Source organism: Pseudomonas sp. AC463 (assembly GCF_979253585.1).
Window position 1 is genome coordinate 1 of record NZ_CEEDDZ010000035.1, and the last position, 23,434, is coordinate 23,434.

Annotated in this window: 23 protein-coding genes and 1 pseudogene; 10 read left to right on the plus strand and 14 right to left on the minus strand. The window is 62.2% G+C overall.

The features are described from left to right. Positions 1 to 115: 115 nt before the first annotated feature. Genes AC0IYH_RS28150 through AC0IYH_RS28165 form a run of 4 tightly spaced genes read right to left on the minus strand, consistent with a single transcriptional unit; the run spans position 116 to position 1,795 of the window. A complete protein-coding gene (locus tag AC0IYH_RS28150; protein WP_116628334.1) occupies positions 116 to 325 on the minus strand; it encodes an SEC-C metal-binding domain-containing protein in 210 nt (69 codons plus the stop codon). Beyond that, positions 322 to 804, minus strand: coding sequence for an LEA type 2 family protein (locus tag AC0IYH_RS28155; protein WP_116628333.1), 483 nt, complete (start codon positions 802 to 804; stop codon positions 322 to 324). The genes AC0IYH_RS28150 and AC0IYH_RS28155 overlap by 4 nt, the downstream gene beginning before the upstream one ends. Before the next feature lie 18 nt (positions 805 to 822). Further along, entirely contained in the window at positions 823 to 1,293 is a 471-nt protein-coding gene (locus AC0IYH_RS28160; protein WP_116628332.1) for a YchJ family protein, read from the minus strand. A 4-nt stretch (positions 1,294 to 1,297) separates the two neighbouring features. Continuing rightward, positions 1,298 to 1,795: a DUF6231 family protein gene (locus AC0IYH_RS28165; protein WP_116628331.1), complete on the minus strand. Its 498-nt coding sequence runs from the start codon at positions 1,793 to 1,795 to the stop codon at positions 1,298 to 1,300. 190 nt (positions 1,796 to 1,985) lie between these two features. On the opposite strand from AC0IYH_RS28165, the gene AC0IYH_RS28170 reads away from it, so the two are divergent. After that, positions 1,986 to 2,681 (plus strand): PA1041 family peptidoglycan-binding anchor lipoprotein, encoded by a 696-nt coding sequence (locus AC0IYH_RS28170; RefSeq protein ID WP_116628330.1) that lies wholly within the window; start codon positions 1,986 to 1,988, stop codon positions 2,679 to 2,681. A 146-nt stretch (positions 2,682 to 2,827) separates the two neighbouring features. Then, positions 2,828 to 3,583 (plus strand): annotated as a pseudogene (locus AC0IYH_RS28175) (collagen-like protein); the annotation flags it as partial. 96 nt (positions 3,584 to 3,679) lie between these two features. Here the strand turns inward: AC0IYH_RS28175 and AC0IYH_RS28180 are convergent. After that, complete coding sequence (locus AC0IYH_RS28180; RefSeq protein WP_116628328.1) at positions 3,680 to 4,144, minus strand: CopD family protein; 465 nt, start codon at positions 4,142 to 4,144, stop codon at positions 3,680 to 3,682. Between the two features lie 99 nt (positions 4,145 to 4,243). On the opposite strand from AC0IYH_RS28180, the gene dinG reads away from it, so the two are divergent. The 6 genes from dinG (at position 4,244) to AC0IYH_RS28210 (ending at position 12,701) form a co-directional block, all read left to right on the plus strand. Continuing rightward, on the plus strand, positions 4,244 to 6,388 hold the full coding sequence (gene dinG, locus AC0IYH_RS28185) for an ATP-dependent DNA helicase DinG (RefSeq protein ID WP_116628327.1): 2,145 nt from the start codon (positions 4,244 to 4,246) through the stop codon (positions 6,386 to 6,388). A gap of 91 nt (positions 6,389 to 6,479) precedes the next feature. Then, positions 6,480 to 8,777: a beta-galactosidase gene (locus AC0IYH_RS28190; RefSeq protein ID WP_471837295.1), complete on the plus strand. Its 2,298-nt coding sequence runs from the start codon at positions 6,480 to 6,482 to the stop codon at positions 8,775 to 8,777. An 82-nt stretch (positions 8,778 to 8,859) separates the two neighbouring features. Next, positions 8,860 to 10,005 carry a serine hydrolase domain-containing protein gene (locus AC0IYH_RS28195; RefSeq protein ID WP_116628540.1) on the plus strand — a complete coding sequence of 382 codons (1,146 nt, stop codon included), beginning with the start codon at positions 8,860 to 8,862 and terminating at the stop codon, positions 10,003 to 10,005. Between the two features lie 144 nt (positions 10,006 to 10,149). Further along, positions 10,150 to 11,298 carry an OmpA family protein gene (locus tag AC0IYH_RS28200; protein WP_471837297.1) on the plus strand — a complete coding sequence of 383 codons (1,149 nt, stop codon included), beginning with the start codon at positions 10,150 to 10,152 and terminating at the stop codon, positions 11,296 to 11,298. A gap of 27 nt (positions 11,299 to 11,325) precedes the next feature. Beyond that, positions 11,326 to 11,973 carry a pyridoxamine 5'-phosphate oxidase gene (pdxH, locus tag AC0IYH_RS28205; RefSeq protein WP_116628324.1) on the plus strand — a complete coding sequence of 216 codons (648 nt, stop codon included), beginning with the start codon at positions 11,326 to 11,328 and terminating at the stop codon, positions 11,971 to 11,973. A gap of 263 nt (positions 11,974 to 12,236) precedes the next feature. After that, on the plus strand, positions 12,237 to 12,701 hold the full coding sequence (locus AC0IYH_RS28210) for an outer membrane lipoprotein (protein WP_003189251.1): 465 nt from the start codon (positions 12,237 to 12,239) through the stop codon (positions 12,699 to 12,701). Between the two features lie 782 nt (positions 12,702 to 13,483). Here the strand turns inward: AC0IYH_RS28210 and nhaA are convergent. Then, positions 13,484 to 14,668: a Na+/H+ antiporter NhaA gene (gene nhaA / locus AC0IYH_RS28215; RefSeq protein ID WP_122773934.1), complete on the minus strand. Its 1,185-nt coding sequence runs from the start codon at positions 14,666 to 14,668 to the stop codon at positions 13,484 to 13,486. 215 nt (positions 14,669 to 14,883) lie between these two features. On the opposite strand from nhaA, the gene AC0IYH_RS28220 reads away from it, so the two are divergent. After that, complete coding sequence (locus AC0IYH_RS28220) at positions 14,884 to 15,978, plus strand: PLP-dependent cysteine synthase family protein (protein WP_471837299.1); 1,095 nt, start codon at positions 14,884 to 14,886, stop codon at positions 15,976 to 15,978. A 50-nt stretch (positions 15,979 to 16,028) separates the two neighbouring features. Here the strand turns inward: AC0IYH_RS28220 and AC0IYH_RS28225 are convergent, their stop codons facing one another. The 3 genes from AC0IYH_RS28225 to AC0IYH_RS28235 form a co-directional block, all read right to left on the minus strand. Further along, a complete protein-coding gene (locus AC0IYH_RS28225) occupies positions 16,029 to 17,642 on the minus strand; it encodes an NAD(P)/FAD-dependent oxidoreductase (protein ID WP_471837301.1) in 1,614 nt (537 codons plus the stop codon). Positions 17,643 to 17,737: 95 nt separating this feature from the next. Continuing rightward, positions 17,738 to 18,409, minus strand: a complete 672-nt coding sequence (locus AC0IYH_RS28230) for a COG3650 family protein (RefSeq protein ID WP_471837303.1) — start codon at positions 18,407 to 18,409, stop codon at positions 17,738 to 17,740. A gap of 96 nt (positions 18,410 to 18,505) precedes the next feature. Next, complete coding sequence (locus tag AC0IYH_RS28235) at positions 18,506 to 19,105, minus strand: short chain dehydrogenase (protein ID WP_116628319.1); 600 nt, start codon at positions 19,103 to 19,105, stop codon at positions 18,506 to 18,508. A gap of 103 nt (positions 19,106 to 19,208) precedes the next feature. Between AC0IYH_RS28235 and AC0IYH_RS28240 the strand changes: the two genes are divergently transcribed. Further along, positions 19,209 to 20,117 (plus strand): LysR family transcriptional regulator, encoded by a 909-nt coding sequence (locus AC0IYH_RS28240; protein WP_471837305.1) that lies wholly within the window; start codon positions 19,209 to 19,211, stop codon positions 20,115 to 20,117. Here the strand turns inward: AC0IYH_RS28240 and AC0IYH_RS28245 are convergent. The 5 genes from AC0IYH_RS28245 to AC0IYH_RS28265 all read right to left on the minus strand — a co-directional run bounded on the left by AC0IYH_RS28245 (position 20,114) and on the right by AC0IYH_RS28265 (position 23,433). After that, complete coding sequence (locus tag AC0IYH_RS28245) at positions 20,114 to 20,599, minus strand: DoxX family protein (protein ID WP_116628317.1); 486 nt, start codon at positions 20,597 to 20,599, stop codon at positions 20,114 to 20,116. The two genes, AC0IYH_RS28240 and AC0IYH_RS28245, sit on opposite strands and share 4 nt — an antisense overlap. Continuing rightward, the gene (locus AC0IYH_RS28250; protein ID WP_122773929.1) at positions 20,596 to 21,363 is read right to left on the minus strand and encodes an HvfC/BufC N-terminal domain-containing protein; all 768 of its coding nucleotides are present in this window, start codon (positions 21,361 to 21,363) and stop codon (positions 20,596 to 20,598) included. Before AC0IYH_RS28250 ends, AC0IYH_RS28245 begins: the two co-directional genes overlap by 4 nt. Then, positions 21,360 to 22,238, minus strand: coding sequence for an MNIO family bufferin maturase (bufB, locus tag AC0IYH_RS28255; RefSeq protein WP_122773928.1), 879 nt, complete (start codon positions 22,236 to 22,238; stop codon positions 21,360 to 21,362). The genes AC0IYH_RS28250 and bufB overlap by 4 nt, the downstream gene beginning before the upstream one ends. 23 nt (positions 22,239 to 22,261) lie before the next feature. After that, positions 22,262 to 22,558, minus strand: a complete 297-nt coding sequence (locus AC0IYH_RS28260; RefSeq protein WP_116628314.1) for a BufA1 family periplasmic bufferin-type metallophore — start codon at positions 22,556 to 22,558, stop codon at positions 22,262 to 22,264. A 173-nt stretch (positions 22,559 to 22,731) separates the two neighbouring features. Next, on the minus strand, positions 22,732 to 23,433 hold the full coding sequence (locus tag AC0IYH_RS28265; protein WP_101267377.1) for an ABC transporter ATP-binding protein: 702 nt from the start codon (positions 23,431 to 23,433) through the stop codon (positions 22,732 to 22,734). Position 23,434: the final 1 nt, after the last annotated feature.

Here is a 23,434-nt window from a genome sequence, read left to right on the forward strand (position 1 = left end):
GCCCCCGATAGCGGTGTGTCAGCTACAGATGAACTGGCTGATACACCGCTATCGGGGGCAAGTCGAATCGTCGCACCGCCCCTCCCACATTTAAAACTCAAATCTTCAGTGCAGCTTACGCGCCATGGCACTTCTTGAATTTCTTCTCGCTGCCGCACGGGCAAGGATCGTTGCGACCAACATCCTTCAACGCATTACGCACCGGCTCCTGGTGAGCGTGGCCGCAGTTCGGGCCGTGGACATGGCCGTGGTCGTGATCATGGTGATCGTGTTGATCGTGATCGTGGTTGCAGTCAGGACCATGGACATGGGGTTGCTGAGTCATCGATGTCGCTCCGGAATAAAATCGCCGGGGATTATCACGCCATTGTGATTCACCTGCACGTCATAACCGATGAATAATCCGGTTTTCAGCTCACCCTCCAGGCGATAGGGCACCGGCTCGTCGGGTTTTTTCAGCATCTGTACCACATCGCGTATCTGCGGCCAGAGGTTGGTGCGCACCGACACCCGGAAAAACTTGTGGCTGCGTGGCGGCACGGTCAGCCATTCGTCGGACTCGCCTTCGGTGAGCACAAAGTTGCCCAAGGTCACCTTGTAGATGAGGCCGCGCACCGTCAGGTCGGCGTCGTCACGGTTGTCCACGCGAAAGTACAGTTTGAATTTCTGCTCGAGCAATTTGGCCCGCACCACTTCGACCTTTACCAGCGAGACGTGGGGCGGCGGCGCGTCGTCCTCGAACCACGAGGCACAACCGGTCAGGCCGAAGGTTAACGCCAGCATCAAGCTGTAAATCCGAAGCATGGCGTGTGTCCTGGGGGGTTAGAGGTAGCTGGAACAACACTTCTTGAATTTCTGCCCACTGCCGCACAGGCACGCATCGTTGCGTCCGGCCTTCACTTCCACCGTCGGGTCGATGAAGTACCAGCGCCCCTCATTCTGTACGAAAGAAGACTGCTCGCGGTGGCTATGTTCGCCAGTGCTGTCATGCCAGCGCGCGGTAAAGGTCACAAAGGCGTGTTCCGGCTGGCCGCCGAACACCTCGGAACTTTCCACCTCCAGGCCCAGCCAGGTGCTTTGCGCACTCCAGGCGCCGATGGCGTTGCAGTCCAGGCCGGCCTGTTGTGCGGGCAGGGTGGTGGCCACCAGGTAGTCGACCAGGCCCAAAACATAGGCGCTGTAGCGCGAACGCATCAGGGCGCTGGCGCAGGGGGCCGGGTGACCGGCGTGATAATGGCCGCAGCAGGCATCCAGCAGGTTGCCACTGCCGCAGGGGCAAATGGATGTACTCATCGGGTTACCACCAATACTTTCCGAAGTTTTCCGGGTTGGCCCAGAAGCGGGCGTTGAGCCAGTCCGGCACCTGTTTATAGTCAAGCAGATCGTAGGTAAACAGCGTCAGAACCTGATCATCGCGCTGGAAGCGTTCGCCGGCCTGCAGGGCCAGGGAGAAGAAGTCGGTGTCCTTCCAGTCGCAGGCGCCGAGGTCAACCAGCACTGCGATGCGGCTGGCGTTGAGGTTGCGAATGCCGCCGAGCAGGGTCAGGCCTTGCGGTTTTGACAGGTGCTCCAGGCAGTCCACCACCAGCGCCAGGTCAAAACGCTGGGCGGCGAGTGCGGCGGGCAACGGCCCGGGCGCGGCCACGGACACTTGGGTGTCGGGATGCGCATCCTTGAAGGCATCCAGCGCCGGGAACCGGCTGGCACCCAACAGCAGCAGGCGTTTTGGCTGGTGCAGATCCAGCAAGGCGGCCAGGGCTTGCTGCGGTGTACGGGAAGAAATACCAGCGGTCATCAGAGATCCTCACATCAGGACCGTAGAGACTAGCGCGGCTGAGCGTGCGGGCCTAGAGCGGGCGGCTGCGAAAAGTCCTACGCTGGCGGCCATCCTCAATGAATACGGGGGTGTGGCGCAGTGGCGCGGATGAAAAGAGCGGTCTTTACTCCACCTGTCGGCCCCCGCCGACCCCCTCAGGAGAAATCAGATGAGCATCATGCGGACAGCTCTACCCTTGGTTCTGCTAACCGGAGTATTGACAGGTTGCGCAGGCTTGCAAAAAACCGATTGGCCCACCTGCGCCGCCGTTGGCGGCGTGACCGGCGCGGCGATCGGTGCCACTGAAAGCTCGGCCTACGCAGGCTATGGCGCGCTGTTGATCGGCGGTATGGCCGGCGCCTATTGCTGGGTGCATGGCGATGGCGACGAAGACGGTGATGGCGTGCCGGACAGCCGCGACAAGTGTCCGGGCACTCCGAAAGGCGTGCAGGTTGACGCTGACGGCTGCCCACCGGCGGCACCAGCGGCCGTGGTTGAAGAGGTGGTGGTGGTCAAGGAAGAAACCATCGTGATTCGCGATGTGCACTTCCAGTTCGATTCGGCCAAGTTGACCGCGGCGGATAAAACCAAGCTCGACACCATTGCCACGCGCCTCAAACAAGAGGCTCCGAGCGCGCAACTGCGGGTTACCGGGCATACCGACAGCGTCGGTGCAGATGCCTATAACCAGAAGCTCTCGGATAAACGTGCGCACTCGGTCACCGAGTACCTGATTGGCTCCGGTGTACCGCGCAGTAACTTTGTGTCTGTCACCGGTGCGGGCGAAAGCCATCCGGTCGCCGATAACAAAACCGCCGAAGGCCGCGCCCTCAACCGTCGTACGGAAATCCAGATCAACCGCTGACAGCCGTTGCCCCTGTGGGATCCACAGGGGCATTGCCGACGATCGCCCCCTCTTCTGAAGTTTTTTGATCCTTCACTGGCAAATCGCCTGTAGAAGTCGTTACTGTGCGCTCAAAGAAAAATTTGAAAACATTCAGGAGCCCCATGATGCGTAAGGTTTTTCTGTTGGCCCTGTTGGTCAGCCCCGTTGCCCTGGCCCAGAGCGTCAGTGTTGAAACCAACTCGTTGATGCGCCTGCCCAGCAGCACCAGCGTGTTGCAACTGGAGCGCCTGGACGTGGCGGACTACGGCACCTTGCTGATTCCGGCGACCATCAGCCAAGTCACCGTGGACGAGCTGCATCTGGGGCGCGACGCACGCATCGCCATTGTCCCTGGTAATACCGCGCTGCAATTGCAGGTACGCCATGCGCAACTGGAGCAGGGCAGCCAGATCACCTCGCGCGGCGCCCCCGGTACCCACGAAAAACCCGCCAAGGCCGGGCGTGACCTGACCTTGCGGATCAATTCGCTGACGGCTGAAGAACTGTCGGTGGATGCCCGTGGCGGCGCCGGTGCCCAGGGTTATGCCGGGCTGGATGGCGCCAACGGCGTGGACCCGGGTTGCACCTGGGGTTCGGCGGGGCGGGGTTTCAATGGCGATAACGGCGGCGACGGCCTGCCGGGCGCTGCCGGCGCGGCGGTGCGGGTAGAGCTGCCGCAGGACTTCCCGGCGGAACACATCAAAGTCTGGGTGGACGGTGGTGCCGGCGGTTTGGCTGGCACGGCGGGTAAGCCCGGCAAGGGTGGGCAGTCCAAGGGTTGCCTGGTGTATCGCGCCGATGGTGGCGAGAAGGGCCGTCCAGGGCTGGAAGGGCAGCCGGGGCCGGTGGGGCCTGCTGGTTCTGTGACCATTCAGCGGCTGTGTGGTGACGCTATCGGGGGCAAGCCCCCTCCCACATTTGGAATGCATTCCAAGTGTGGGAGGGGGCTTGCCCCCGATCGCGGTTTAAGGCACGGCTCAGAACATCGGCCGCGCCGCAGCAATCGCCACCACCACCAACCCCACAATCAAGTTGATCCCCACCAACTTGCGAATCTGCCCCAGCGCCGCCGCACCCGCCGGCCAGTCCTCAGCCGCTACCGCCTTGCGCAGTTGCGGGAACTTCAACGCCTGGATGCGGATAAACAGCGCCGTCATCACCAGATACAACCCCATCATCACCTGCACATAACGCGGCGCGGTCTCAAACCCGCTGAAACGCAAGTGCAACAGGCCCACACCGCTGATCGGCAAAACCAGCACCGCGACCCATACCCACACAAAAAAACGTTGAAACACATTTGCCCACAGCTTGAGCCGGGCGGGGCCCTCAAGTGCCGCCATGGCGGCGGGGCGCAGGATCATCCAGGCGAAAAACATACCGCCGACCCATACCAGGGCGGCCAATACATGCAGGGTGTAAGCGAGGCTAAACGCGGTCATTGTGGTACTCCGTTCTGCGCGGGATTAATTAGCGGGGTATGATAGCGGCCGATCCGAACCACTGAAAATTTATCCAGCGTTTTTTGCGCCCGACTATCCATGATCAGCACTGAACTCAAAACCACGATCCAGGGCGCCTATTCGCGTTTTCTCGAAGCCAAGAGCTTGAAACCGCGCTACGGCCAACGCCTGATGATCGCCGAAGTCGCCAAGGTCCTCGGGGATATCGACACCGACGACGAAGGCCGCCGCGAGGGTGAGCCTGCGGTCGTGGCCGTCGAGGCCGGCACCGGTACGGGTAAAACCGTGGCCTACAGCCTGGCCGCGATCCCCACCGCCAAGGCCGCCGGCAAGCGCCTGGTGATCGCCACCGCCACCGTCGCCCTGCAGGAGCAGATCGTCTACAAAGACCTGCCCGACCTGATGCGCAACAGCGGCCTGAACTTTACCTTCGCCCTGGCCAAGGGGCGTGGGCGCTACATGTGCCTGTCCAAGCTCGACGTGCTGTTGCAGGAAGGCCATGCGCAAACTGCCACGGCCTCGCTGTTCGAAGAAGAGGGCTTCAAGATCGAGGTTGATGAAGTCAGCCAGAAGCTGTTTACCAGCATGATCGAGAAACTCGCCGGCAATAAATGGGACGGCGACCGCGACAGCTGGCCCACCGCCCTGGAAGATGCCGACTGGGCGCGCCTGACCACCGACCACAGCCAGTGCACCAACCGCCATTGCCCCAACTTCGGCCAGTGCGCCTTCTATAAGGCCCGCGAAGGCATGGGCAAGGTCGACGTGATCGTCACCAACCATGACATGGTCCTCGCCGACCTGGCCCTGGGCGGCGGCGCCGTGTTGCCGGACCCGCGCGACACGCTCTACGTGTTTGACGAAGGCCACCACCTGCCGGACAAGGCCATCGGCCACTTCGCCCATTACACGCGCCTGCGTTCCACCGCCGACTGGCTGGAAACCACCGCCAAGAACCTCACCAAATTGCTCGCCCAGCACCCGCTGCCGGGCGACCTGGGCAAGCTGATCGAACAGGTGCCGGAGCTGGCGCGCGAGATCAAGACCCAGCAGCAATTCATGTTCAGCGCCTGCGAGCAGGTGGCCGACTTCAAGCCCGGCGAAGATGTGGAAGGCCGCGAGCGCCCACGCCACCGCTTTGTCGGCGGGCTGATCCCCGAGCACATGCGCGAAATGGGCATCGAGTTGAAGAAGGGCTTTTCGCGCCTGACCGACCTGTTCACCCGTCTCACGGATTTGCTCAAGGAAGGCATGGATGGCGAGGTCAACATCGGCATCGCCAGCAACCAGGCCGAGGAATGGTACCCGCTGTTCGGCAGTCTGCTGTCGCGTTCCCAGGGCAACTGGGAGCTGTGGACCGCCTTTACCGTCGAAGACCCGGAAGACAACCCGCCCATGGCCCGCTGGCTGACCCTGTCGGAAAGCGGTGCGCTGTTTGATATCGAGGTCAACGCCAGCCCGATCCTCGCTGCCGAAATGTTGCGCCGCAACCTGTGGAATGTGGCCTACGGCTGCCTGGTCACGTCGGCCACGCTGACCGCCCTGGGCACCTTCGACCGCTTCCGCATGCGTGCCGGCCTGCCGAAAAAAGCCGTCACCGCCGTGGTGCCGAGCCCGTTCCACCACGCCGACGCCGGCGTGCTGCGCGTGCCCGACCTCAAGGCCGACCCACGGGACGCGCCAGCGCACACCGCCGCCATCATCCGCGACCTGCCGTCGCTGGTAGAAGGGTCGCGCGGCACCCTGGTGTTGTTTTCGTCGCGTAAACAGATGCAGGACGTGTTCGACGGCCTCGACCGTGACTGGCGCAAGCAAGTGTTTATCCAGGGCAACCTCTCCAAGCAGGAAACCCTCAACAAGCACAAGGCGCGGGTCGATGGCGGGGATTCCAGCGTGCTGTTTGGCCTGGCCAGTTTTGCCGAAGGCGTGGACTTGCCCGGTGCCTACTGCGAACACGTGGTGATCGCCAAGATCCCGTTCTCGGTGCCGGATGACCCGGTCGAGGCCGCGCTGGCCGAGTGGATCGAAGCGCGGGGCGGTAACCCGTTCATGGAAATTTCGGTGCCGGATGCTTCACTGAAGCTGGTCCAGGCCTGCGGGCGCTTGCTGCGTACCGAGGAAGACCGCGGCACCATCACGCTGCTGGATCGCCGCCTGGTGACCCAGCGCTATGGCAAAGCCATCTTGAATGCGCTGCCGCCTTTCCGGCGCGAAATTTCTTAAGCCACTGTGGGCGAATTCGCCCACTTAGTGGTCTATCTCACTACGTTAGTCATCAGGCCATTCACCGGCCGTTTGGGAGAACCTTGTTCGTATGATTCGCACGCTGCCCGCTCTTTTTGCCCTGCTGTTCGCCGCGCCCTTGATGGCCGCGCCGGCCGGGCAACAGACATTGTTCAACTTCGTCCGGCCGGCCGACGTGGTCAAGGTGGCGACCCAGGACGCCAGCCTGCCGCAATACAACGCCGAACAAACCCCCGAAGGCGAGGTGCTGCGCCGCATCACCTTCAACCCGGCCGCCGAGCCGAGCCTGGTGCTCAGCCCGCAGACCGGCACGTGGGACTGGTCGCAGTCCGGCGCCATGAGCCTGCGCATCCAGAGTGCCATGGACTGGGCGCTGACCCTCTACGTCAAAGTGCAGAGCACCGACGGTAAAACCCTGGTCAGCCGCATCGACCTGCCCGCCGGCCCGGCCCAGACGTTGCTGATTCCGTTGCAAGCCAATTCCTCGTTGAGCCAGGGCATGAAGGCCGGCCCGCCGATGCCGATCACCGTAGACGGTCAGCGCGTGTTGCTGGCCGCCAGCGCCGGGGAGATCGACCGCAGCCAGGTGGCCTCGGTGACCCTGTCGATGATCAAGCCCAATGCCGCCCAAAGCATCCTGCTAGAGCGCTTTGGCGTGCAGGACAGCGAGCCGGTGTTGAAGGCTGCCTACAGCGAATTGGTGGATGCCTATGGTCAGTCCACCCGCGCGCGTTGGCCGGAAAAAGTCAGCAGCGACGAGCAACTCCAGGCCGCCGCCGCCAAGGAGCAGCAACAGCTCAAGGGTTGGCTGGCTGCGCGGGATAAATCCTCGCTGGATCAATACGGCGGCTGGAACAAAGGCCCGGCGTTCAAGGCCAGCGGCTTCTTCCACACCGAGAAGCGCGACGGTCGCTGGTACCTGGTGACGCCGGAAGGTCACCCGTTCTATTCCCTGGGCGTCAACACCGTGGCCCCGGACAACAACCAGACCTACGTGGCCGGCCGCGAGTGGATGTTTGCCGCGTTACCCAAGGCCGGCGAGCCCTTCGACAAGTACTACGGCAGTGGCGACAACCGCACCGGCAACGGCGCGGGTGAGGGGCGCAGCTTTGGTGCCGGGCGTTGGTACGACTTCTACGGCGCCAACCTGCAGCGCACCTATGGCGGCGACGGCTTCGACCAGAAACGCTGGGTGAGCCACACCCTCGACCGCCTGCAAGCCTGGGGTTTCAACACCGTGGGCAACTGGAGCGAGCCGGACCTGGCCCGCGCCGACCGCGTGCCGTACACCTTGCCGCTGTCGATTGTGGGTGACTACGCCAGCATCAGCACCGGCACTGACTGGTGGGGCGGCATGCCCGACCCGTTCGACCCACGCTTCGCCATGGCCACCGAGCGCGCGGTGGCCATTGCCGCCCGCGACCACCGTGATGACCCATGGCTGATCGGCTTCTTTGCCGACAACGAGCTGGCCTGGGCCGGCCCCGGCGATGATCCGAAATCCCGTTTTGCCCTGGCCTACGGCACGCTGCGCATGACCACCGACGTACCGGCCAAGCGCGCGTTCCTCAAGCAACTGCGCGACAAATACCGTAACGAAGAAGGCCTGTCGAAAGCCTGGGGTATCCAGCTGGCGGGCTGGGAGCTGATGGAAGACCCAGGCTTCGAGCCGCCGATGCCAAGCCCCGAGCACCCGGAAATCGAAGCCGACTTCAAATATTTCCAGAAGACCTTTGCCGACGCCTACTTCAAGACTATTTCCGACTCGTTGAAATGGCACGCGCCGAACCAACTGCTGCTGGGCGGCCGCTATGCGGTCAGCACCCCGGAAGCCGTGGCGTCCTGCGCGCAGTATTGCGACGTGCTGAGCTTTAACATGTACACCCTCAAACCCCAGGACGGGTATGACTTTGCCGCCCTGCGCGCACTGGACAAGCCGGTGCTGATCACCGAATTCAACTTCGGCTCGGCCGACCGTGGCCCGTTCTGGGGTGGTGTGACGCAGTTGGCCAGGGAAGAGGATCGCGGCGCGGCGTACGCTAATTTCCTCAAGGCGGCCATGGCCGAGCCGTCGATTGTCGGTGTGCACTGGTTCCAATACCTGGACCAACCGGCTACCGGCCGGCTGCTGGACGGTGAAAACGGCCACTTCGGCCTGGTCGGCATCACCGACGTACCCTTCCAGGGCTTTGTCGACAGTGTGCGTAAAAGCAACCTGGCGGCGATCGACCAATTGGGCAAGGAGGCCGAAAAGGCCAAGGCCGCCAATGCCGCACGGGAAAGCGAAGGTGGCCGGGCCGGGCAGGCGGGCAAAGGTCCGGGGCAGGGCGCCGGACATGCCGGCGGGCATTCGGGAAATGGTCACTGATTAACGCCTGACGGGTTCACAAAAGCCCTGAGGGCTGGAACAATGCCGGCCACTTCTTACCGTGTTTTTCGAGGGCGTTCAGGTGCAGATTCAGGGTCATTACGAACTTCAGTTCGAGGCGGTACGTGAAGCGTTCGCCGCCTTATTCGATGACCCGCAGGAGCGTGGCGCCGGGCTGTGCATCCAGATCGGCGGCGAAACCGTCGTCGACCTGTGGGCCGGCACCGCCGACAAGGACGGTACCGAGGCCTGGCACAGCGACACCATCGTCAACCTGTTCTCCTGCACCAAGACCTTCACCGCCGTCACCGCCCTGCAACTGGTGGCCGAGGGCAAGCTGCAGCTGGACGCCCCGGTGGCCAACTACTGGCCGGAATTCGCCGCCGCTGGCAAGGAATCCATCACCCTGCGCCAGTTGCTCTGCCATCAGGCCGGGCTGCCGGCGATCCGCGAGATGCTGCCCACCGAAGCCCTGTACGACTGGCAATTGATGGTCGACACCCTGGCGGCCGAAGCCCCGTGGTGGACGCCGGGCCAGGGCCATGGCTACGAGGCGATCACCTACGGCTGGCTGGTCGGTGAACTGCTGCGCCGCGCCGATGGGCGCGGGCCGGGGGAGTCCATCGTGGCGCGGGTGGCGCGGCCATTGGGGTTGGACTTTCATGTGGGCCTGGCCGATGCAGAGTTTTATCGTGTTGCCCATATAGCGCGCAGCAAAGGCAATATGGGCGATGAAGCCGCACAACGGTTATTGCAAGTAATGATGCGTGAACCTGCGGCCATGACCACACGGGCATTTGCCAACCCACCGTCTATTCTGACCAGCACTAATAAACCCGAATGGCGACGCATGCAGCAGCCGGCGGCAAATGGTCACGGTAATGCACGCAGCCTGGCGGGTTTTTATAGCGGTTTGTTGGACGGTAGTTTGCTCGAAGCCGACATGCTCGAACAATTGACCCGCGAACACAGTATCGGGCCGGATAAAACATTATTGACACAAACCCGCTTCGGGCTGGGCTGCATGCTGGACCAACCGCAGCTGCCGAATGCCACCTTCGGCCTTGGCCCGCGTGCTTTCGGGCACCCTGGCGCCGGCGGTTCGGTGGGGTTTGCCGACCCTGAACATGATGTAGCATTTGGTTTCGTGACTAATACACTCGGACCTTATGTACTTATGGACCCACGGGCACAGAAGTTGGTCGGAATATTGGCCGGTTGTCTGTAAACCCCTTGCTGTTTCACGTTTTTTTGTTACAAAGGCAACTATAAGAAAGACGCTGAACGAAATGATGTAACTTTAATGTTCTCTAAGCGTCTGTTTAATGGGTCATCCAGACCCCCGTTTCTTTTCTCATTTTGTGGATATCTCATGTTATCGAACAAGTCCTTGGCACTGGCGCTGTGCCTCACTATTACCGGTTGCGCACAAACACCACAAAATGATGCCGAAGGCGGGCATTGGTGGTCATTTGGATCTGACAAGGCCGCTACCAAGGACGCCGTAACTCAAACTGATGCCAAGCCGGACGCCAAGCCTGCTGCTGGCGCCAAGCCTGCCGCCCCTGTAGCCGCTGCCGCTGCGCCTGCTGCTACAGCGCCAACCGCCAAGGCCGACACCGGCTCGAGCTGGTGGCCGTTCGGTTCCAAGAGCGCCGACGAAAAGGCCGCGGATGCCAAGGCCGACCTGAAAGCCGATCTCAAGGCTGCTGAGCCGGCCCCGACGGTCGCCAAGAACGATTCCGAAACTCACTGGTGGTGGCCGTTCGAAAGCAAACCCAAGCCATTGGCCAAGGTCGACGTGACCAACGTGCCGATGCCTGATCCAAAAATCACCCAAGCCTGGCTCGACGACTACGAGCCGCGCCTGCGCGCCGCCATCAAGGACAGCAACCTGCAACTGGAACGTCGCGACAACGTGCTGGTGGTGATTGCCCCGGTAGACGGTTCCTACAACCCGAAGCGCCCGGCGATGCTGCTGCCGGTGACTCTCGGCCCGTTCACCCGCGTCGCCAAGGCTGTTGAAGCCGACCCGAAAACCGCCGTACTAGTGCTCGGTCACGTTGATGCCACCGGCACCGCCCCGGCCAGCCAGGCATTGAGCAAGGAACGCGCGCAGTCCATCGCGTCGATCTTCAGCCTCAGCGGCCTGAAGCAGGACCGCCTGATGCTGCGTGGCATGGGCGACCTTATGCCGCGTGCCGCCAACGACAGCACCCAGGGCCGTGCGCTGAACCGTCGCATGGAAATCATGTTCACTCAGCGTACAACTATGTTGGCCTTGCTGAGCAAGTACCAGTCGGGCAAGACCCCGCCTGTAGCCGAAATGGTTGCCGTGCAGAACGCTCCAGCGCCAGTCGCCGCTGCGGCCGCCAAGGCGCCAGCGAAAAAAGCCGTGGCGAAAAAAGCCGCCGCCAAGCCAGCCGCCAAAAAGGCCCCGGCCAAGCCGGCTGCGAAGAAGCCGGCGCCAGCCAAGGCCAAGGCCGCTACACCGGCTGCGAACGACCAGGCGAAAAACTGATCCGTTGAACCAGAAGGATAACGCTGCATGACCCAGGCACTGGCCGATATGCGCCGTGACTACACACGGGATGGTTTGAGCGAGGCCCAGGCCCCGAGCGAGCCGTTTGCGTTGTTCCACCAGTGGTTTGGCGATGCGGTGAAAACCGAGCAGCCGCCGGTGGAGGCCAATGCCATGACCCTGGCCACGGTCGACCAGGACGGTCGTCCGCACTGCCGTATCCTGTTGCTCAAGGGCCTGGATGCGCAGGGCTTTACCTTCTTCACCAACTATCAGAGTGCCAAGGGCGAACAGCTTGCGGCACGGCCGTTTGCGGCCATGACCTTCTTCTGGCCGACCCTCGAGCGTCAGGTGCGCATCGAAGGGCGGGTGGTCAAGGTCACGCCCGAGGAGTCGGACGCTTACTACCAGGTCCGCCCGCTGGGCAGCCGCCTGGGGGCCTGGGCGTCTCCGCAGAGCCAGGTCATTCGTGACCGCGAAGAGCTGCAGGAATTGCTCAAGGCCACCGAGCAGCGGTTCAGCGACACCCAACCCGATTGCCCCGAGCATTGGGGCGGTTACCGGCTGCTGCCCGAGCGCATCGAGTTCTGGCAAGGCCGCGCCAGCCGCCTGCATGATCGCCTCAACTATCGCCTGCAGGCAGGCGTTTGGACCCGCGAGCGCCTGGCGCCCTGAGCGTCACCTTTCGTCACCTCACCTGAATGTTGTTCGCTGCGCCGACGTCTCTATGGGAGAGGCTTCGGTCGCATGCGGCTTGCAGCTATAATGACCAAACTATCCCGACATCTCTTGGCACACTTGCTGAGCTACCATTTGTCGAGTTTTGGGGTTCAAGCAGTCTGTACTCAGGCTGAATGAAAGCAAGTTTCTGCCGTGCTTGCCGTGACAGGCGCCAAGCTGCAGCGTCTAATGAACACCTGTCCTTTGGAGTTGATGCTATGCGTAAGTCCGTTTTACTGGTTGCCTGCTTTACCACCCTGTCGTTGCTGTTGGGTGGCTGCGCCTCGAGTCTGACCGGCGACTCGTACTCTCGTGACGAGGCGCGTCGTGTACAGACCGTTCGCATGGGTACCATCGAATCCCTGCGTCCGGTGAAAATCGAAGGCACCAAGACCCCAATCGGCGGCGCTGCCGGCGCAGTCATCGGTGGTGTTGGCGGCAGCGCCATCGGCGGTGGCCGTGGCAGCATCGTGACGGCCGTGATCGGCGCCGTCGCCGGTGGCCTGCTGGGCTCGGCTACCGAAGAAGGCTTGACCCGCACCCAAGGTGTGGAGATCACCGTTCGTGAAGACGACGGCAGCATGCGTGCCTACGTGCAGGCCGTGCAGGAAAATGAAATCTTCCGCATCGGCGACCGCGTGCGCATCATGACCGTTGATGGCACCAGCCGCGTCACTCGCTAAGCGCCGGCTGTAGAAACACAAAACCCCAACCGGGTGACCGGTTGGGGTTTTTTGGTTTATGGGGTACGGATGCGAAGAAATGAAGTTAAGTACTTTTGGCTTCAGTCGGCTGCACACGGTGGGTGGCGTAAGCAGCAGGCAATAAAAAACCGCCTTAGTGGGGCGGTTTTTTATTGCAAACCCAGTTTGCGGCTGGAGGTGCGATCTCAAAGGACGCATTCGACCTGCTGGCAAATACTAACGCCGGCTATTTCATCATGCAATATCGTCAAGGGTGAGTACCGCTCTTCTCTAAAGCTTTTCGGTTTCCAAGTGTGGCTGTAAAACCTCGCAATAAAGGTGTGGGGGAATACTGGATGTTTGACCACTGTTGGTCACACCTTCACTCGGGATTTTGTTTAGCATCCACTCCGTTCTTCGTTTGTCGCTTTTGGGGGAACCGGGCATGCGCGCGAATTCTGGACCAACCGCCACGGGCTAGTAATCCGTGCCGAATTCATGCGGGAGGACCATTAGCCCGGCCACCTCAAAGGACGCATTCGACCTGCGTCCTAAGGTTCACATGTTCCGGTAAGTGCGCTGGAGGTAAGGCCCAACTCACGGAGGGCCGAGTATGTTTAAGTTTGCACGACGTACGTGGGACCTCGTAGTGAATGCCCTGCTTGTTTATCACGTATGGGTATTCCTGCGGGACAGCCTCGATGATCTTTAAGGTCTGAGAAGTGGAGCCGCCTCGGTTTAAACCGAGGCGGCTTTTTAGCTTTTAACTGTCACTTCAACGCTTACAGTGATGCGGCCTTCTTTCGACTCGCCATCGCCGTCACCGCATAACCGATGCACGCGGCCAGGATCGACCCGGTCAGAATCCCCATGCGGTCCTCACCGGCAAATTCGCTGGCACCCGGCACAAACGCCAGTGAGCCGACGAACAGGCTCATGGTAAAGCCGATGCCGCACAGGATCGCCACGCCGAACACCTGGCCCCAGTTGGCGCCGGCGGGCAAGGCGGCGAGGCCGGTCTTGATGGCCAGCCAGGTGAGGCCGAACACGCCGACAGTCTTGCCGATCAGCAGGCCCGCAGCGATACCCATGGGTACGTGGTGGGTGAAGCTTTCAAGGCTCACGCCGGTCAGCGAAACACCGGCGTTGGCGAAGGCGAACAACGGCAGGATGCCGTAGGCCACCCACGGGTGCAGGGCATGCTCCAGGGTCAGCAACGGCGAAGGTTCGGCATTCTTGGTGCGCAGCGGGATGCAGAACGCCAGGGTCACGCCGGCCAGGGTGGCGTGCACGCCACTCTTGAGCACACAGACCCACAGGATCAAGCCGATGATCAGGTACGGCCCGAGCTTGATCACCCCCAGGCGGTTCATCGCAATCAAGGCCACCAGGCAGGCGCCGGCACCCGCCAGGGCTGCGCCGGACAGGTCGGCGGAATAGAACACGGCGATGACGATGATCGCGCCCAGGTCGTCGATGATCGCCAGGGTCATCAGGAACAGTTTCAGCGACACCGGCACCCGCTTGCCCAGCAACGCAAGCACACCCAGCGCAAAGGCGATGTCGGTGGCCATGGGGATCGCCCAGCCGGAGAGTGCGGCGGGGTAATCCTTGTTGATCGCCCAGTAGATCAGCGCCGGTACGACCATGCCGCCGATGGCCGCTGCACCTGGCAACACCACTTGCGACGGCTTGGACAGGTGGCCGTCGAGCAACTCGCGCTTGACCTCCAGGCCGATCAGCAGGAAGAACAAGGCCATCAAGCCGTCATTGATCCACAACAGCGCCGGCTTGGCGATTTTCAGCGCGCCGATCTGCGCCACTACCGGCACGTCGAGAAACGCGCCGTACAGGTGCGACAAGGGCGAATTGTTGATGATCAGCGCCAGGGCGGCAGCGGCGATCAATAACAGACCGCTGGCGGCTTCCAGCTGGAAGAAACGGGTGAAAGTGCTACGCAGAGGCAAGGGTTGCTCTCCAATCCAGGTTCATAGGTGGGTACCCTAACCCGTACCGTTAGTTGTTAAAACAAAAGTTATATTCTTATTTGTTATAAGCGACGGGCTTGGACGGCGATGTCGCCAAGCCTAGCAATTGTGTGACCAATTGAGTCGGTACTGTATCTGTGTAGCGCGTAGGAAACCCCCTAAAATCGGGGGCGAAACCCTTAGAGAAACCCTCCATGAGCGACCACCGTCCTTGGGCCCGCGAAGCCATTCGCATCATAGAAGCCGACTTCCAGCGCAGCGCCGACACCCACCTGATTCCCTTGCCGCTGCCAGGGTTGCCGGGTATCGAGCTGTACTTCAAGGATGAGTCCAGCCACCCCACGGGCAGCCTCAAGCATCGGCTGGCGCGCTCGCTGTTCCTGTATGCGCTGTGCAATGGCTGGCTCAAGCCGGGTGCGCCGGTGATCGAAGCGTCCAGCGGCTCGACGGCGATTTCCGAAGCCTACTTTGCCCGCCTGCTCGGCTTGCCGTTTATCGCGGTGATGCCGGCGACCACCTCCCAGGAGAAGATCGCGCAGATCGCCTTCTATGGCGGCAAGAGCCACCTGGTGCAGGACCCGACGCAGATCTACGCCGAATCCGAACGCCTGGCCCAGGAAAGCGGCGGCCACTTCATGGACCAGTTCACCTACGCCGAACGCGCCACCGACTGGCGCGCCAATAACAACATCGCCGAGTCGATCTTCCAGCAGATGCGCTTCGAGCGGCATCCCGAGCCGAGCTGGTTGATTTCCAGCCCCGGCACCGGCGGCACCACGGCCACGCTGGGGCGGTACGTGCGTTATCGCCAGCACGCTACGCGGGTGTTATGTGCGGATGCCGAGCGCTCGGTGTTTTTCGATTTCTACCAGAGTGGCGATGCCAGTCTGCGCCTGGACTGCGGTTCACGCATCGAAGGCATTGGTCGGCCACGGGTCGAGGCGTCGTTCCTGCCCAAGGTGATCGATGCGATGGTCAAGGTGCCGGATGCGTTGTCGCTGGCGGCCATGCATTACCTGGCTGAGCGGTTGGGGCGGCGGGTCGGTGGGTCCAGCGGGACCAACCTGATTGGCGCGCTGGTGGCGGCGCAGCAGATGAAGGCGGCGGGGGAGTCGGGTTCGATCGTGGCGATCTTGTGTGATGGTGGCGAGCGGTATGCCACGACGTATTACGATCAAGCGTGGCTGGTCGGGCAGGGCTATGCGTTGGAAGTTTTGATCGCGGCCGTGGCGGCCAGTGTGGAGCGGGGCGAGCCGTTACCGGATAGGATCCTGCGCGCCAATATCTGACACACCCTAAAAACCAATGTGGGAGGGGGCTTGCCCCCTCCCACATGTAATCAGGCGTTCAGGCCCAACATATCCCGCGCCAACGCTTCGGCAATCCGAATCCCGTCCACACCCGCCGACAGAATCCCGCCCGCGTAACCGGCGCCTTCACCGGCCGGGAACAGGCCTTTCACGTTCAAGCTCTGCATCGATTCGTCGCGGGTAATCCGCAGCGGCGACGACGTGCGCGTCTCGATACCGGTGAGTACCGCATCGTGCAGCGAGTAGCCCTTGATCTGTTTCTCGAACGCGGGCAGTGCTTCACGGATCGCCTCGATGGCGAAGTCCGGCAAGGCCCGGGCCAGGTCACCCAGGGACACGCCCGGTTTGTAGGACGGTTCCACACTGCCGATGGCCGTGGATGGCTTGCCGGCGATGAAGTCGCCTACCAGCTGCGCCGGAGCCTCGTAGTTGCTGCCGCCGAGGATGTAGGCGTGGGACTCCAGGCGCTCCTGCAGCTCGATGCCGGCCAGCGGGCCGCCCGGGTAATCCACCTCGGGGGTGATGCCGACCACGATGCCGGAGTTGGCATTGCGCTCGTTACGCGAGTACTGGCTCATGCCGTTGGTGACCACGCGGTTCGGCTCGGACGTTGCCGCCACCACGGTGCCGCCCGGGCACATGCAGAAGCTGTAGACCGAGCGGCCGTTCTTGGCGTGATGCACCAGCTTGTAGTCGGCGGCGCCGAGTTTCGGGTGCCCGGCGTATTTGCCCAGGCGCGCGGCGTCGATCAGCGATTGCGGGTGTTCGATGCGGAAACCCACCGAGAACGGCTTGGCTTCCATGTACACGCCACGGCCGTGGAGCATGCGGAAGGTGTCGCGAGCGCTGTGGCCCAGGGCCAGGATCACGTGCCTGGAGAGGATCTGTTCGCCGCCGTCGACGACCACGCCGTTGAGCTGGCCGTCTTCGATCAGCACGTCGGTAACGCGCTGTTCGAAACGCACCTCACCGCCGAGGGCGATGATCTGCTCACGCATGTTTTCCACCACGCCGGTGAGGCGGAAGGTACCGATGTGCGGCTTGCTGACGTAGAGGATCTCTTCCGGCGCGCCGGCCTTGACGAACTCGTGCAGCACTTTGCGGCCGTGGAATTTCGGGTCCTTGATCTGGCTGTAGAGCTTGCCGTCGGAGAAGGTGCCGGCGCCGCCTTCACCGAACTGCACGTTGGACTCGGGGTTGAGCACGCTTTTACGCCACAGGCCCCACGTGTCCTTGGTGCGCTGGCGCACTTCCTTGCCGCGCTCGAGGATGATCGGCTTGAAGCCCATCTGCGCCAGCAGCAACCCGGCGAAGATGCCGCACGGGCCGAAACCGACGACGACAGGTCGCTCGGTCAAGCCTTGCGGTGCCTGGCCGACCACCCTGTAGCTGACGTCCGGCGCCGGGTTGACGTTGCGGTCGTCGGCGAACTTGAGCAGCAGCGCGGCTTCGCCCTTCACGTCCAGGTCGATGGTGTAGATGAAGCACAGCTCCGAGGATTTCTTGCGGGCGTCGTAGCTGCGTTTGAACAGGGTGAAATCGAGCAGGTCATCACTGGCGATGCCCAGGCGCTGCAAGATGGCAGGCCGCAGGTCTTCTTCGGGATGGTCGATGGGCAGCTTGAGTTCGGTGATTCGTAACATGACGGGATCCGGTAGGCGGCGGGCAAAGAGGCCGGCTGTTTTGCAAACCGGCGATTATAAGCCCCAACCGTGGTTTCCCGTCATGTTAAAACCAATCAATCGTCGCGCGAGCCGCCGAATGACGCGCAACCGCGCTGTACCTGGCCGTTGACGCGCAGCTCGGCGGTCATGTGCTGCAGGCTGCCGCTGGCGCTGTCGATACAACGTTGCGGGGCTACCCACAGTTCAATGTGTTGGTTGTTGGCTTCGGTCATCAGGTTGAAGCGGCCGTCGCCCATCTGTTCTTCCACGTACGGCACTGCCAAGGGCGGCTGGCCTTCACGCTCCAGCACCATGCCCTTGGCGGTGACGTTCATCACCCAGGTCGGCTTGTGGCCGTTGGCCCGCAGGATCATGCGCTTGAAGTCCGGGTCGTCGCAGGCTGCGGTCGCACGTTCGACGCGGTACAGCTGTTGCACGTCGACGCTGCCCTGGGTACCGCTGGCGACGCCGGAGAACTTGCCACGCAGGTCGGCAAACAACGCACCTTGCTGGCCGGCCAGGGAGGCGGCTTCCTGCAGGACGCTGGTGGCGCCGGTGTCGTTGACCACGTAGTTGCGTTTGTCGTTGCACGGTTGGAACAGCAGCTTGCCACCGACGGCCGTGAGTTCACCCTGCATGCGGGTCAGCCCGGCGAGAGACGGCTTGGCCGGCTCGCTTTCGAACATCTGGCAGGCGGCGAACAGGGGAAGCAGGGCAAGCAGGGCAAGGGTACGGGCGGCGCGCATTATCGGGTCTCCAGACAAGTGCCGCCACGTTACGCAGGCTGGGGCTGCATCACAACCCTGCTCACCTTCTTCAGGCAATTCTTACAGGCAAAACATTCAGCCTACGATAAAGGTCTGACCGGTCTGCAAGCCTTCCACGCTTTTGGCGTAGGCCAGTGCCACGTCGGCACCCGGGGCTGGCTTGTAGCCGCGAAAGTACGGCGCGTAGCTGCCCATGGCTTCCAGCAGCACGGTGGGGCTTACCGAATTGACGCGCAGGCCGCGCGGCAATTCGATCGCCGCGGCTTTGACGAACGCATCCAGCGCGCCATTGACCAGCGCCGCCGAAGCGCCGGTACGGATCGGGTCGCGGTTGAGAATTCCGCTGGTGAAGGTGAACGACGCCCCATCGTTGGCGTACTCGCGGCCGATCAGCAGCAGGTTGACCTGGCCCATCAGCTTGTCTCGCAGGCCCAGTTCGAAGTCGCTGTCGCTCATGTCGCCCAGTGCGACGAAGTTCACATTGCCCGCTGCGCAGACCAGTGCATCGAATTTACCGGTCTGTTCGAACAGCTGGCGGATCGAGGCGCTGTCGCTGATATCCACTTGGAAGTCGCCGCTGCTGCGACCGATGCTGATCACCTCATGACGCTGGGCGAGCTCCGCCTTGACCGCTGAGCCGACGGTGCCGCTGGCGCCAATCAACAGGATTTTCATGGTGCTGTTCCTCCAGGGGTAAGTGAAGGTTGAGTCTAGAGTGGCTTTTTAAGCGGATAAACGTGCTAATGGGCAACCTTTGGTTTTCAAATGGAAACAATCCATGAGCGAGATGGATGACCTGGCGGCCTTCGCCGTATTGATCGAAGCGGGCAGCTTTACCGTGGCGGCCGAGCAACTGGGCTGCAGCAAGGGGCAGTTGTCCAAGCGCATCAGCCAGTTGGAGGCACAGTACGCGGTGGTGCTGCTGCACCGCACCACGCGCAAACTCAGCCTCACCGCCGCCGGCGCGGCGTTGTTGCCCGAGGCCCAGGCGCTTGTGGTACAGGTGGATCGCGCGCGTCAGGCATTGGCCCGGCTCAAGGACGATCTGGCCGGGCCGGTGCGTATGACGGTTCCGGTTTCCCTGGGTGAAACCTTCTTCGACGGCTTGTTGCTGGAGTTTTCCAAACACTACCCGCAGGTGCAGATCGAGCTGGAATTGAACAACAGCTACCGCGACCTGGCGCGGGACGGCTTCGATTTGGGAGTGCGCTCGGGCTCGATTGAACATGAGCGCCTGGTGGCCAAGCCGCTTCTGGCCTGGCGCGAAATGACCTGCGCCAGCCCGGCCTATCTGGAGCAATTCGGCGAGCCCCAAACCCCGGCAGACCTGGCAACCCATCGTTGCCTGCTCAACAGCCACTACAGCGGCCGTGAGGAGTGGCTCTACCACCAGCAGCACGAACTGTTGCGCGTGCGGGTCAGCGGCACCTTTGCCTCCAACCACTACAACCTGTTGAAAAAGGCCGCGCTGGTGGGCGCCGGTATCGCTCGCCTGCCGTCCTACGTACTGCCTGCGGAACTGGCTGACGGCCGATTGCGCTGGCTCCTGCGCGATTATCAGACGCGGAGCCAGCCGATGTATCTGGTTCACCCTTACCAGGGTGGGCTGCCGCGCCGCACGCAAGTACTGGCCGATTATCTGGTGGGCTGGTTCAAGCGCAGCGGCGAGGCGCTCGACCGGCTTTAACGGTAGCGACGGGCGATCAGGTGGTCGATGGACAGGCAGCCTGGCCCCTTCGCGACCAGCAACAGCAGCAATGCGATCCAGGTGCCGTGGGTGGGGTAGGCGTCCGGGTAGACGAACAACTGAATGGTCAGGGTCATGCCGATCAGGGCCAGCGCCGAGAAGCGCGTGGCGAAGCCCACCAGAATCAGCACCGGGAAGAAATGTTCGGCAAACGCGGCCATGTACGCGGCCACTTCCGGGGACAGCAACGGCACATGGTATTCGCTGCGAAACAGCGGCAGGGTCGAGGCCGCGAGTTTGGGTTCACCGAGCTGGAAGGTGCCGTTGATGAGATCAATGGCAAAGCCTTCGACCTTGGTCTGCCCGGATTTCCAGAACACCGCCGCGATGGAGAAGCGTGCGATAAAGGCGATCAGGCTGTAGGGGATTTTCTCGAACAGCGCGATGACGCGGTTGATCTGGACCGAAGGGGATGTGCTCATGGCGATACCTTTTGTTCTGTGTGTAGATGGGTGATGGCGTCGTGGCTGATCAGCAGGCTCAGGCAGTGGTTCAGGTCGAATTCAGCCGAGGCTTCGAGGGCATGCTCTACCGCAGTTTCCAACCCTGTGCCCTGGTTCAGGCTGTTGATAAACGCCACCGAGCCGATGTCGATGGCGAAGACCTTGACGGCCAGCCCGTGGCGCAGCACCAGCGCGGATTCGGGGTGCCAGGGATCCCAGATGGCCGCGTTCTGGTGCGCCGCCCAAACTGCCACGATGGCGTAGGTGGAACTCAACGTCGCGAGGGACGGATGCAGTTGAAGGCGTAACTGCCCCAGGTCGGTTGGGCTTTGCAGGTGCCGGAGCACGGCATGCGGCTCCAACGGTTGCACGTCCGCCGCGTGGTATGCGCGGACACGCAGGCGTTCCAGTCGGGCGATGTCTGCCAGGTACGGCACGCTCGCTGCCGGTTCGAAGCCCTGGATAAAGTCGGAAAATGTACTGCCATATTCACTGATCATCGGGCTGGTGGGCGGCTGGTCCTGGACATAGACGCCGGCCATGGCGCGAAAGAATTCGTCGCCCACCAGTTGTAATGTCACGGGATAGGCGGCCGCCAACGCATTGATCAGCGAGCTGTGCACATTGTTGCGATACACCGCAAAGCGGCTGGCCGGGTCGGCGCCATTGCTGCTGAACAACCCCTTGGGGCAGGCTGAGTCCGGCGCCAGCAGGGCGTTGGTGAAGTCTGCTTGAAGGCTCATGAGCGCACCTGCGACAGATGCCATTCCGCCTGCTGGGCCTCGGCTTGCAGCACGCGGAAGGCTGGCACCTGATTGTCCCGTTCGATCAACGTCGGCACCGGGCCTACGCGCGTCAACACCTGTTCGTACAGCTGCCACACCTCGTTATCGATGGGCGCGCCGTGGTCGTCGATCAGCAGGCGGTCGCCAAGGCTGTCGGTGTCTTCGGCAAAACCGGCCAGATGAATCTCACCCACCGCAAACAGCGGCAGGGCGTCGATATAGGCCAGCGGGTCGCGCTGGTGGTTGATGCACGACACGTAGACGTTGTTCACATCCAGCAGCAAACCACAGCCGGTGCGGCGGATGATTTGGCTGATGAAGTCGGTCTCGTCCAGGGTGGAGTGCTGAAACTGCAGGTAGGTGGAGGGGTTCTCCAGCAGCATCGGGCGCTTGAGGGTGCTTTGTACCTGGTCGATGTGTTCGCAAACCCGTTGCAGGGTGGCGGCATCGTAGGCCAGGGGCAGCAGGTCATTGAGGAACACCGGGCCGTGGCTGGACCAGGCCAGGTGTTCGGAAAAGGAATGGGGTTGATAGCGCTCGATCAGCGCGGCCAGCCGTGCGAGGTGCTCACGGTTCAGTGGGCCTTCGCCGCCGATGGACAAACCGACGCCATGCAGCGACAGCGGGTAATGCTCGCGGATCAACCCCAGGTAATGATGAAACGGCCCGCCGGCGACCATGTAGTTTTCGGCGTGGACTTCAAAAAAACCGATATCGGGCGAGGTCTCGAGCACTTCGATGAAGTGCTCGTTCTTCAGCCCCAGCCCGGCCCGCAAGGGGAGGCCGGGCACCTGAGCCGGTGAGACCGTGTGTTGGGGTGAAAGCGTCATCATCAGTACTCAGGTTTTGCAGGGTTTCAGGACTTGGCGGTGAAGGCAGCTTCCTGGCCGAAGCCGGTCGGCGAGGTGGAGCTTGGGGTTTTGGCGCAGGTGCCGGCGGGTACCAGTTTCCAGGCGTTGGCCTGGTCTTTGACTTTCGAGGTGCCGGCGCAGGAAGTACCGGCGCCCGCGGCGCAGTCGTTCTTGCCGGCTTCAGCGACGCCGAAGCACTTTTGCATGTCGTCGGCGGCGTGGGCGGTGGTGGTCAGGGCGGACAGGCTCAGGGCGGAACCGAGGGCCAGGACGAGGGTAGCGGCGGACAGTTTGGTAGTCATGGTGAATCTCCAGCAGTGGGTTGAAGTAGCGGGCTTGATTGCCTGCTTACACCACTAGAGACGGTACGACGAACTTCGTTACAAAGGCTTCGAAAATAATCTAAATATTTCTGTTCACCCAAAAAAAATGTGGGAGGGGGCTTGCCCCCTCCCACATTTAGAGCAGCTGTGTATCAGCCGCCCAGGTACGCCTCACGCACCTTCGGATCGGTGAGCAATTGCTCACCCGTGCCCTGCATCACCACCCTGCCGTTTTCCAGCACGTAGGCACGGTCGGCGATCTTCAGCGCCTGGTTGGCATTCTGCTCCACCAGGAACACCGTCACACCGTCCTTGCGCAGCTGTTCGATGATGTCGAAGATCTGCTGGATGATGATCGGTGCCAGGCCCAGTGAAGGCTCGTCCAGCAGCAACAGCTTGGGCTTGCTCATCAGCGCGCGGCCGATGGCGAGCATTTGCTGTTCGCCGCCGGACATGGTGCCGCCGCGCTGGCTGAAGCGTTCCTTGAGCCGAGGGAACAGGTGCAGCACCTTGTCCATCTGCTCCTGGTAGTCGCCCTTGTCGGTGAAGAACCCGCCCATGGCCAGGTTCTCCTCGACGGTCAGGCGTGCAAACACGCGGCGGCCTTCCGGCACCACCGCGATGCTCTTACGCATGATCTGCGACGACTGCTGGCCCACCAGTTCCTCACCCATGTAGCGGATGCTGCCGCTGTGGGCCTGGGGCGAACCGCACAGGGTCATCAGCAAGGTCGACTTGCCGGCGCCGTTGGCACCGATCAGCGTGACGATTTCACCTTGGCGCACTTCCACGTTGACGCCGTGCAAGGCCTGGATCTTGCCGTAGAAAGTGGAAACGTTTTCGAATTGCAGCATT